This window comes from Comamonas sp. B-9 (assembly GCF_000410635.1).
Classification (GTDB): Bacteria; Pseudomonadota; Gammaproteobacteria; order Burkholderiales; family Burkholderiaceae_C; genus Comamonas.
In genome coordinates this window covers 1-10588 of the sequence record NZ_APCR01000586.1, presented here as the reverse complement: position 1 = coordinate 10588, position 10588 = coordinate 1, and the positions used below count along the sequence as shown (strand labels likewise).

General features: G+C 65.1%; 9 protein-coding genes. 1 reads left to right on the top strand and 8 read right to left on the bottom strand.

Annotated elements, in window-relative coordinates:
- The 8 genes from H928_RS26360 to H928_RS0105825 all read right to left on the bottom strand — a co-directional run.
- Positions 1-1366 (bottom strand): glycosyltransferase (locus H928_RS26360; protein ID WP_021025660.1); only part of this gene is annotated, 1366 nt, incomplete at its 3' end.
- Between the two features lies 1 nt (position 1367).
- Positions 1368-3341 carry a tetratricopeptide repeat protein gene (locus H928_RS0105855; protein WP_021025659.1) on the bottom strand — a complete coding sequence of 658 codons (1974 nt, stop codon included), beginning with the start codon at positions 3339-3341 and terminating at the stop codon, positions 1368-1370.
- 168 nt (positions 3342-3509) lie between these two features.
- Positions 3510-3911 (bottom strand): YkgJ family cysteine cluster protein, encoded by a 402-nt coding sequence (locus tag H928_RS0105850; protein WP_021025658.1) that lies wholly within the window; start codon positions 3909-3911, stop codon positions 3510-3512.
- A 116-nt stretch (positions 3912-4027) separates the two neighbouring features.
- Positions 4028-4396, bottom strand: coding sequence for a Rieske 2Fe-2S domain-containing protein (locus H928_RS0105845; RefSeq protein ID WP_021025657.1), 369 nt, complete (start codon positions 4394-4396; stop codon positions 4028-4030).
- A gap of 89 nt (positions 4397-4485) precedes the next feature.
- Entirely contained in the window at positions 4486-5964 is a 1479-nt protein-coding gene (locus H928_RS0105840; RefSeq protein WP_021025656.1) for a M20 family metallopeptidase, read from the bottom strand.
- A gap of 147 nt (positions 5965-6111) precedes the next feature.
- On the bottom strand, positions 6112-6699 hold the full coding sequence (metW, locus tag H928_RS0105835) for a methionine biosynthesis protein MetW (protein ID WP_021025655.1): 588 nt from the start codon (positions 6697-6699) through the stop codon (positions 6112-6114).
- On the bottom strand, positions 6696-7865 hold the full coding sequence (locus tag H928_RS0105830) for a homoserine O-acetyltransferase (RefSeq protein WP_021025654.1): 1170 nt from the start codon (positions 7863-7865) through the stop codon (positions 6696-6698). The genes metW and H928_RS0105830 overlap by 4 nt, the downstream gene beginning before the upstream one ends.
- Before the next feature lie 151 nt (positions 7866-8016).
- Positions 8017-8508 carry an Lrp/AsnC ligand binding domain-containing protein gene (locus tag H928_RS0105825; RefSeq protein ID WP_021025653.1) on the bottom strand — a complete coding sequence of 164 codons (492 nt, stop codon included), beginning with the start codon at positions 8506-8508 and terminating at the stop codon, positions 8017-8019.
- Positions 8509-8612: 104 nt separating this feature from the next.
- Between H928_RS0105825 and putA the strand changes: the two genes are divergently transcribed.
- Positions 8613-10588, top strand: a 1976-nt coding sequence (putA, locus tag H928_RS0105820; RefSeq protein ID WP_084635708.1) for a bifunctional proline dehydrogenase/L-glutamate gamma-semialdehyde dehydrogenase PutA, incomplete at its 3' end; no start/stop codon positions are given.

Genomic DNA, 10588 nt, shown 5'->3' with positions numbered 1-10588 from the left:
GCTGGCCGCTGGCATCGACGCAGAGCAGCAGGCTCTCGGGGTGGGCCGCCTGCCACTGCTGCAGCAGCGGCCACTGCGCGGCCTGCTGCACCACCGCGACCTGCAAGGGCCTGGCCGCTGCCGCAGCCTGGGGCTGGGCAGGTGCCCACTCGCTGGCGGGCAGAATGCTGTCGTAGACCTCGGCAATGCGCCGCTCGCACTGGCCAATGGTGAAATAGGCGTCGGCCGCCTGCTGCGCTGCCAGACCACGCTCGGCCAGCTGCGCCTTGGCGGCCAGGGCCTGGCGGATGGCTTCTTTCCAGGCCTGCACCTGGTCGGGGGCATAGCACTGGCCGCTGCCCGACTGCCCCACCACCCAGGACATGCCCGAGCCATCCAGGTCAGAGGCAATGCAGGGCTTGCCATGCTGCATGGCTTCGATCAGCACCAGGCCAAAGGCCTCGGTGCGCTCGCGCGAGGCCAGCGCAAAGATATCGCAGCTGTTGAACAGCGCATGCTTTTGCGCCTCACTGACCTGGCCGAGCAGCTGGACGTTGGCACAACCTTGCTGGGCGCGCTCGCGCGCAATCAGCGCTTCGAGTTCCTTGCGCTGCTCGCCTTCGCCGGCAATGATCAGCTGCACATCGGCAAAGCCGGCCACGGCCGAGACCAGCGTGTCAAAACCCTTGTAGTAGGTGAGCCGGCCAACCGACAGCACGCGCAGCCGGGCATCGCCCCAGAGCTGCAGCTGCGGGGCCTCGGCCTGGGCCTGCTCCAGCACACCCTGGCCCAGCGGCTTCAGGCCCAGCGGGATCGCCAAGGTCTTGAACAGCCAGCGCTGCAGCGGAACGCTGGCGGCCATGTAGGGCGGCGACGTGGCCAGGATGGCCGCGCTTTGCCGCAGCAGCTTGGTCTCGAAGGGCCGGTAGACCTGGTAGCACAGCTGCAGCAGGCTGTCCCATTTGGAGATCAGCACATCCGAATGCCAGTGCGTGACCCAGGCCACCCGGCGCGCGGCGGGCATGATGAGCGCCCAAAATGCCGCATTGTTGGGCATGTGCAGATGCAGAACATCGGGCGCAAAGTCGCGGATGGCCCGGTGCAGCGCCAGCGGAAAGCCCAGCGCAATCGGCGCGAACACCAGCGTGATCTGCACCGGCACACGGATGAGCCAGGGCGGGTCCTCGGGCAGCGGATCGCCATGCACCACCGCGCGGGCGTCAATGCCGTTGGCGCGCTGCTGCTCGATCAGATCGGCCAGAAACGATTCCATGCCGCCCCGGTAAGGCGGGTAGAACTTGCCCACATGCAGCACGCGCTGCGGCGCATCGCCCGCCTGGGCATGCAAGGGCGCAGCCTGGGGCCGGCCCAGCCAATCGCGCAGCATATTATTGGCCGCCTTGCAGTTGCTGCAGCAGGCGCTGGTAGACCGGGTTGGCCGGGTCCATGGCGCTGGCGCGCTGCAGGTTGGCAATGGCCTGGGCCCGGTCGCCCTGCTCGCGGTAGGCCAGGGCCTTGCCGTAGTAGGCGGGGGGGTTGGGCTGGCGCGAGAGCGATGCATCAAAGATCTGCAAGGCCTGCGCAAAATCGCGCTTGCCAATGAACGCAATGCCCAGGCCCACCTCCAGGCGGGTGTTGCCCGGCGACATCTGCAGCAGGCGCTGGTAGTTCGCAATGGCCACGTCGTAGTGGCCCGAGGGGATGGCGACCTCGGCCTGCTCCAGCAAGATCTTGGGCAGCAAGACCTCTTCGGGCTTCATTGCCAGGGCCTTGGCATAGCTTTGGAACGCCGGCTCCATCTGCTGCGTCATCTTGTAGGCCGTGGCCTGGTGGTAGGCCAGCGCCGCATTGTCAAAGCCTTGCTTCTGGGCGCTGTCAAACGCGGCCAGCGCCTCGGGGTAGCGCTTGAGCAGCTCCAGGGTCATGCCCCGGTTGAACTGGGCCGAGCCCAGCGGTTCTTGCAGCGCAACGGCTTTCTCAAAGTCCTGCAGCGCCTGCTCGTAGATCAGGTTTTCCAGCAGCGACGCACCCCGGTTGATAAAGGGGCGCCAGCGGCCAAAGGCGTTGAAGGGGGCCTGCTCGTCCACCTTCTGGGCGGCATCGCTCCAGGCGCTGTACTCAGACTTGAGGCTCAGGCTGCGCTCCGTGGCCAGAGCCGTCAGCACCAGCCCGGCGGCGCAGGCGATGGCTACCATCAGCTTGCGCGGAAACAGCAGCAGCACCAGGGCCAGCAAAGCCGGCAGCAGCATCGCCCAGATATAGCTGCGGTAGAGCACAAAGGGGTCTTGCAACCAGCTGGTGACAAACTCGGTGCTGAACAGCAGCGCCGTGCACAGCAGCACCAGGCCCACCAGACCCCAGGCATCGCGTTTGCGCAGCAGCAGGACCGCGCTGCCCACCACCAGTGCCACATAGCCCAGGCCGCCCAGCAGATGGGGCAGACTGCCAAAGCTCAGCGGAAAGACCGGGCGCAGGTCCAGCGCCATCCACTGCACATTGGGCAGGAACCACAGCAGGCCGTACTGGAAAAACAGCTTGCCCTGGTTGAGCAGGCTCAGCGGATAAATTGACGAGGTGATGCCGGGGTAGAGCTGCTCGAGCTGGCGCACATAGGCCCAGGAGGTGTCATCGGTGGCGACAGCGCCGACAAAGGCGCCCAGCTGCGTCCACAGCAGTGCGGTGAACAGGCCGATCAGCACGGCAATCGCCACGGCGATCGCCAGCAGCTTCTTCCACGACGGCCGTTTGACAAACACATACAGCGGCAAGGCCAGCGCCGGCAGCACCACCGCATGCTCTTTGCTCATCAAGGCGCAGAGCAGGAAAACCACGGCCAGCGCCGCCCACTGCAGCCCCGCCCCCGCCAAGGCGCGGATATACGCCCAGCAGGCCAGCGCGGAAAACAAGGTCATCATCACCATGCTGCGCTGGATCAGATAACCGACGGCATATACGCCCACCGGGTGCACGGCAAACAGCGCCACTGCGGCAAATATCGCTATCCGAATATTGGTGTCAAAACCCGGCTCTGCCCGCGCCTCGTCCGAGAACTGGGTGTGTTTGAACAGTGCCGACACCAGCAGCCATATCGCATAGCAAGTGGCCAGGTGCAGCACGATATTGATGACCCGCTGCACGGCCATACTCTCGCCAAAGAGCGACTGCACCCAGACAAAGCTGCCATAGGACAGCATGCGCACCTTGGGCTCGAGTAAGCTGCCATAGCGGCCAAAAATGGTGCCGTCCGACAGCCGGCCATCGTCGAACACCAGGCCGTTGTGCAGGCCCAGGCCATAAATCGTGAGGACGGCGGCCAGGAGCGCCAGCACGCCCAACGACCAGAAAATTTTTGATTTTTGCATCGGCTAGTTGGCTTGAGAAAATGCCCTCGCCTTGCGTTTGCAGGGCCCGGACCACACCTGCAGCAGGTGCGCGAGCCATTCTAGAGGACTATTTACCCTCTGTATAAAGCGCTCGGGGCGCTGAGCCAACAGCTCGGCCAGAGCAGCCCCCGATAATCGGCGCAGGATTTATTGCAAATCTTTGTGCCCATAGGCACAAAATCCCGGCTTGGGCCCTTTTTTGGGATGCAGGCGGCAGGTTTCGGGCCGTTTTTCATACACGGTGCAGCGGCGCGCCACCGGGTCAAGAAACTGGCAGTCGCCACTGGCGCGGCGCGCCATCGTGAAGATATTGTGCTTGGGGTTGTAATGGTCGATCAGCCGGGCCTTGAGCAGGCGCTTGGCGATCAGCTTGTGCGCGATATTGTCCACCTCAAAGGCGTCCACCAGGCCCAGGCGCACCAGATCGGGCAGCTGCACCTCCAGCGGCATCGTGCAGCAGTTGGCCGCGCAGCTGTCGCAGAGACCGGCCTTGTACTTGGTCCAGGTCTCCAGGCGGTCAACATCAACAATTCGGATCGGGGATTTCATGGCGGGGCGCTGCGCAAGCGGCCGGGCGGAAGTGGCCGCTTATTTTTCAAGCCCGCCAGTATCGCGCCAAAGCGATGCCTGGGGCCGGCGCTTGGGCATGCTGAACCGGCTGGCGTTCAGCCTTGCTTCAGCCACACCGCGCCATCGCGCTCTTCCACCTCCACCGCATCGAGGCTAGCTCCCCGGCAGGGGCCGCCGACGCATTTGCCGGTATCGGGCTGGTAGATGGCGCCGTGGTAGGGGCAGAGGATGAACTGGCGGCCGCTCTCCAGAATATCGCCGTCAAAATCCATCGCCACGCTGGCGTGCTGGCACTCATTGATCCAGCCATGCAGTTGGCCCTGCCAGCGGATCACAAAGGCCTTCTGGCCATTGGGCAGCTGAAAGAAAAAGGGCTTGCCGTTGTCCTCCAGGTCGGCGCTGGCACCCAGGGGTTCGGTGCCGTCAAACAAGATCGTGGGCGTGGGGGTGGTGGGCTCGGTCATGGCGGGCGCGCTATCGTCATCGTCAAAAAAGAAAAGGCAGCCGCCCCATGCGCATCTGCACGCGGCGGCTGCCCGGGGGCTGGCTGTATTTATGCGCTGGCAGCCGTGGTCGGCATGCTGGCAATCACCTGGGCCACGGCGGCGGTCAGCTTCTTGGCATAGGGCACATGCAGGAACTCATTGGGCCCGTGTGCATTGCTCTTGGGGCCCAGCACGCCGCAGACCATCATCTGCGCCTTGGGGAAGCCGGCGCTGAGCATCCCCATCAGCGGGATCGAGCCGCCCTGGCCGATAAAGCCGCAGTCGGCGCCAAAGTGCGCGCGGCTCGATTGGTTGAGCGCGTTCAGGAACCAGTCGCTGGTGTTGGGCGCATTCCAGCCATTGGCGCCGCTGGCCCCTTCCCAGGTGACCTTGGCCTGGTAGGGCGCATTGTCTTCGAGCAAGGTCTTGAGCTCTTGCATGCACTGCGTGGCATCGACCAGCGGGGGCAGGCGCAGGCTCAGCTTGAACGCGGTATAGGGGCGCAGCACATTGCCGGCATCCTGCAGCGCGGGCAGGCCTTCGGCGCCGGTAACGGACAAGGTCGGCTCCCAGGTGCGCTTGAGCAGCGCCTGCGTGGGGTCGGTGGTGGTGGGCAGCGCAAACAGGCTCGAGCCATTGCAGTCAAAATGCGCCCAGGGGAAGCGCTTGTACAGCTCATCGCCCAGAATGCCGGCGGTGGCCTGCGCCTGGGCCAGGCGCTCAGCGGGCACCGCGCAGTGAAAGCTCTCGGGCAGCAGGCGGCCGGTCTTGCTGTCTTCGAGGCGGTCGAGCACCTGGCGCATGATGCGGAAGGACGAGGGCACGACACCCGAGGCATCGCCCGAATGCACGCCTTCGGTGAGGATCTCCACCTTCAAGGTGCCTGCGACCATGCCGCGCAGGCTGGTGGTCAGCCACAGCTGGTCGTAGTTGCCCGCGCCGCTATCGAGGCAGATGACCAGGCCCACATCGCCCAGGCGGGGCTTGAGCATGTCGATATAGACCGGCAGGGCGCCCGAGCCGCTTTCCTCGCAGGTCTCGATCAGGCCGACGATACGCGGGTGCGGCACATTCTGGCGCTTGAGCTCCTGGATGGCGGCCACGCTGGCATAGGTGGCATAGCCGTCATCGGCGCCGCCCCGGCCATAGAGCTTGCCGTCTTCGTATTTGGGGGTCCAGGGGCCCAGGTCATTGCGCCAGCCGGAGAACTCGGGCTGCTTGTCCAGGTGGCCGTACATCAGCACGGTCTGCGTGCTCTGCGCCTGGGTGGCAGGCACTTCAAAGAACAGCACCGGCGTGCGGCCCGGCACGCGCACCACCTCCAGGGTCAGCCCCTCGACCTTCTGCGCCTCGATCCAGGTGGCGGCATTGCGCACCACCGTGTCGATGAAACCATGCTGCTCCCAGTTGCCATCAAAACCCGGCGACTTGGCGGGGATGGCGATGTAGTCGGTCAGCTGGCGAAGGATATCGCGGTCCCACTGCTGGCTGATGTGGCTCAAGGCCGCATCGGCTTGCAGATGGGCGGCGTCTAGGCGGGCGTTCATGGGTGAATCTCCTGGAGGTGCTGCCACGACAAGGGCAGCCGCAGGCATAAGCGTACCAGCGCCAGCGCCGCTCGGCTATCGCCTCGGGCAAAGCCCTGCTGCCGTCATCCAGCGCAGGGCCCCGCCGGGCAGCGCCCGCGGTGGGGGTCAGGCGTGCTCGAAGTGGAACACCGCCGTGCCGGCGCGGGCATTGGGCAGCCAGCGCCGCACCTCACCATTTTGCAGGCCAAAGCTGTCCAGAATGCGCAGCTTGTTCTTGAGCGCCAGCACCTCGAAATCCTTGAAGGTGCCCACGCGGATATTGGGCGTGTCGTACCACTGGTAGGGCAGGCGCTTGGTCACCGGCATGCGGCCTTGCAGAATGGACAGGCGGTTGGGCCAGTGCGCAAAGTTGGGAAAGGCGACGACGCCCTGCTTGCCGATGCGCGCGGTCTCGCGCAGCATCACCTCGGCATTGCGCAGATGCTGCAAGGTGTCGATCTGCAGCACCATATCAAAGCTGTTGTCCTCGAAGATGGCCAGGCCGTCTTCCAGGTTCAGCTGCAGCACATTCACACCCCGGCGCACGCAGGCCAGCACATTGGCGTCGTCAAACTCGATGCCGTAGCCGCTGCACTGGCGCTCGCGCTGCAGATAGGCCAGCAAGCTGCCATCGCCGCAGCCCAGGTCCAGCACGCGTGCGCCCAGAGGCACCAGGTTGGCAATCGCTTGAAAGGTGGAAGAAGCTTCGGTCATGCGGCCTCCTGGGCGCTGGGCTGGCCGGCGCTCAGTTCGCGGGCCATGTTCTGGAAATAGGAGCGCATCACGCCCATGTAGCGCGCGTCGTCCAGCAAAAAGGCGTCATGCCCATGGGGTGCGTCGATCTCGGCATAACTGACGGTGCGGCGGTTGTCGAGCAAGGCCTTGACGATCTCGCGGCTGCGCGCCGGCGAAAAGCGCCAGTCGGTGCTGAAGCTCACCAGCATGAAGCGCGCCTTGGCGCCGGCCAGCGCCTGGGTCAGGTCGCCGCCAAAGGGCTTGGCCGGGTCAAAGTAGTCGAGCGCACGGGTGATCAGCAAATAGGTATTGGCATCAAAGTAGTCGCTGAACTTGTCGCCCTGGTAGCGCAGATAGCTCTCGATCTGGAACTCCACATCCTGGGTGCTGTATTTGAGGTCCATGCCTTCGCGCAGCTGGCGGCCGAACTTCTGGTTCATCACATCGTCGCTCAGGTAGGTGATGTGGCCGATCATGCGGGCAATGCGCAGGCCGCGCTTGGGGATCACGCCGTGCCGGTAGAAGTGGCCGCCGTGGAAGTCCGGATCGGTCACGATGGCGCGGCGCGCCACCTCGTTGAAGGCAATGTTCTCGGCCGACAGGCAGGGCGCGCTGGCCACCACCACCGCATGGCGCATGCGGTCGGGGTATTGCAAGGTCCAGGACAGCGCCTGCATGCCGCCCAGGCTGCCGCCGAGCACGGCGGCCAGTTGCGTGATGCCCAGGCGGTCGAGCAGCAGTGCCTGGGCATTGACCCAGTCCTCCACCGTGACGACGGGGAAATCGGCGCCATAGACCTGGTCCGTGTCCTTGTCTGCATCCGGATTGCGGTGCATGGGCCCGGTGGAGCCAAAGCAGGAGCCCAGGTTGTTGACGCCGATGACAAAGAACTGGTTGGTATCGACCGGCTTGCCCGGGCCGATCATGTTGTCCCACCAGCCCTCGCTCTTGGGCTGGCCCTCGTAGTAGCCGGCCACATGGTGCGAGGCGTTGAGCGCATGGCAGACCAGGATGGCGTTGGAGCGGTCGGCGTTGAGCTGGCCGTAGGTCTCGTAGGCCAGGTGGTAGTCACGGATGGAGGCGCCACTTTGGAGCGGGAGCGCCTCCGGGAAATGCATTGATTGGGGTGTCGCAACGAATGACATAAAAAACCCGGCAACGCTAAAAACGAGGCCGGGTCGATGGAATGCAGTCGCCTACCGAGTCTTTAGCTGGATTTATAAAGCGCCCGCAAGCTGAAGCAAATCGGCGCCGTGAAATCTCAGTGTACTGCAAATCGGCCGCGCATGGGCTGCATCAGCTGCCGCCCAGGTAGAGCCGGTTGGAGCTTTTGACCTCTTCCATCACCGCGTAGGTGCGGGTCTCGCGCACGCCGGGCAGCTGCCACAAAACCTCACCGGCAAAGTGGCGGTAGTGGTTCATGTCAGCCACGCGGATCTTGACCAGGTAGTCAAAGCCGCCGGCCACCATATGGCACTCCATGATCTCGGGCCGCACCTGCACCGCCGCCTTGAACTCGTCAAACACATTGGGCGTGGTGCGGTCCAGCAGCACCTCGATAAAGACCAGCATGGCCGCGCCCAGCTTTTGCGGGTTCAAGCGCGCCTCGTAGCCGGTGATATAGCCTTCCTTGGTGAGGCGCTGCACGCGGGCCAGCACGGCCGTGGCCGACAGCGACACCGCCTCGGCCAGCTTCAGGTTGGAGATGCGGCCATCGCGCTGCAGCACGGCCAGAATGCGCAGATCGATGCGGTCCAGGTCCTCCGGCGGGTCGATGATGGCGGTCATGGGCTGAATTTTTCACTACGAATGGGCCCTATTATGGAGAGAAATTCATCCCACGAACGATCACACTGGCGGCATTCACTATCTACTCTGAACACGAGCCCGCCATGACTGCCAACGCCATTGTTGACAACCAGCCCTCCACCACTTCGCCATTTACGGCTGTAGACAGCAGCCCATCTGGCGCAAGCGCTCCTGTTTTTAATGAGCTGGTATCAGCCTTGCAGCCCGCCTCGGCGCTGCGCGCGGCCATCACTGCCGCCTACCGCAAGCCCGAGACCGAAGCGCTGGAGGCACTCCTGCCCCAGGCCACGCCGCCCGCCGCCATTGCCCAGGCGGGTGATGCGCTGGCGCTGCAACTGGCCCGCACCCTGCGCGAGCGCAAGGCCGACAGCGGCCGCGCTGGCCTGGTGCAAGGCCTGCTGCAGGAGTTTGCGCTGTCGTCGCAAGAAGGCATTGCGCTGATGTGCCTGGCCGAGGCGCTGCTGCGCATCCCCGACACGGCCACCCGCGATGTGCTGATCCGCGACAAGATCGCGCACGGCCAGTGGAAGGCCCATGTGGGCAAGAGCCCCTCGATGTTCGTCAATGCCGCTGCCTGGGGCCTGGTGCTGACCGGCAAGCTGGTGGCCACGCACAGCGAAGGCTCGCTGGGCCAGTCGCTCACCCGCCTCATTGGCCGGGGCGGCGAGCCGCTGATCCGCAAGGGCGTGGACATGGCCATGCGCATGATGGGCGAGCAGTTCGTCACCGGCGAGACGATTGGCGAGGCGCTGAAGAACGCCGAGCGCCTGGAGGCCAAGGGCTTCCGCTACTCCTACGACATGCTGGGCGAAGCGGCGATGACCAGCGACGACGCCAAGCGCTACCTGCGCGACTATGAAAACGCCATCCATGCGATCGGCAAGGCCAGCAATGGCCGGGGCGTGTACGAAGGCCCCGGCATCTCGATCAAGCTGTCGGCCCTGCACCCGCGCTACAGCCGCGCCCAGTACGACCGCGTGATGGCCGAGCTCTTCCCGGTGGTGCTGCAGCTGGCCGTGCTGGCCAAGGGCTACAACATCGGCCTCAATATCGATGCCGAAGAAGCCGACCGCCTGGAGCTGTCGCTGGACCTGCTGGAAAAGCTCTGCTTTGCGCCCGAGCTGGCCGGTTTTGCCGGTATCGGCTTTGTCGTGCAGGCCTACCAAAAGCGCTGCCCCTATGTGCTGGCCTTCATCATCGACCTGGCCCGCCGCAGCCAGCACCGGCTGATGGTGCGCCTGGTCAAGGGGGCCTACTGGGACAGCGAGATCAAGCGCGCCCAGATCGACGGCCTGGAAGGCTACCCGGTCTACACCCGCAAGGCCTATACCGATGTGTCCTACCTGGCCTGCGCGCGCCAGCTGCTGGCCGCGCCCGATGCGGTCTACCCCCAGTTCGCCACGCACAACGCCCACACCCTGGCCACCATCTACCACCTGGCCGACCCGGCCCGCTACCAGCCCGGCCAGTACGAGTTCCAATGCCTGCACGGCATGGGCGAGCCACTGTACGAGCAGGTGGTGGGCCGCAACGCCAGCGAAAACCTGGGCCGCCCCTGCCGCATCTATGCCCCGGTGGGCACGCATGAAACGCTGCTGGCCTACCTGGTGCGCCGCCTGCTGGAGAACGGTGCCAACACCAGCTTTGTGAACCGCATTGCCGACCAGGACATCCCCCTGGCCAAGCTGGTGGAAAACCCCGTGACCACCGCCCAGCAATGGGCGCAGAGCGAAGGCCAGCTGGGCCTGCCCAACCCGCACATTGCCCAGCCGCGCGCGCTGTATGGCGCAAGCCGCAGCAATTCGGCAGGGCTCGACCTGTCCAACGACAACCGCCTGCGTGCGCTGCAGCAAGACCTGCAAGCCAGCGCCCAGATGGTCTGGCATGCCCAGCCGATGCTGGCCGATGACGCGCCTGCCTCCACCCAGGCCAGCGAGCCGGTGCTGAACCCGGCCGACCACAGCGACCAGGTCGGCACGGTCACGCAGGCATCGACCGAGCAGGTGGAGTTTGCGCTGGCCGCCGCCCAGGCCGCCGCCGCCCGCTGGCAGGCCACCCC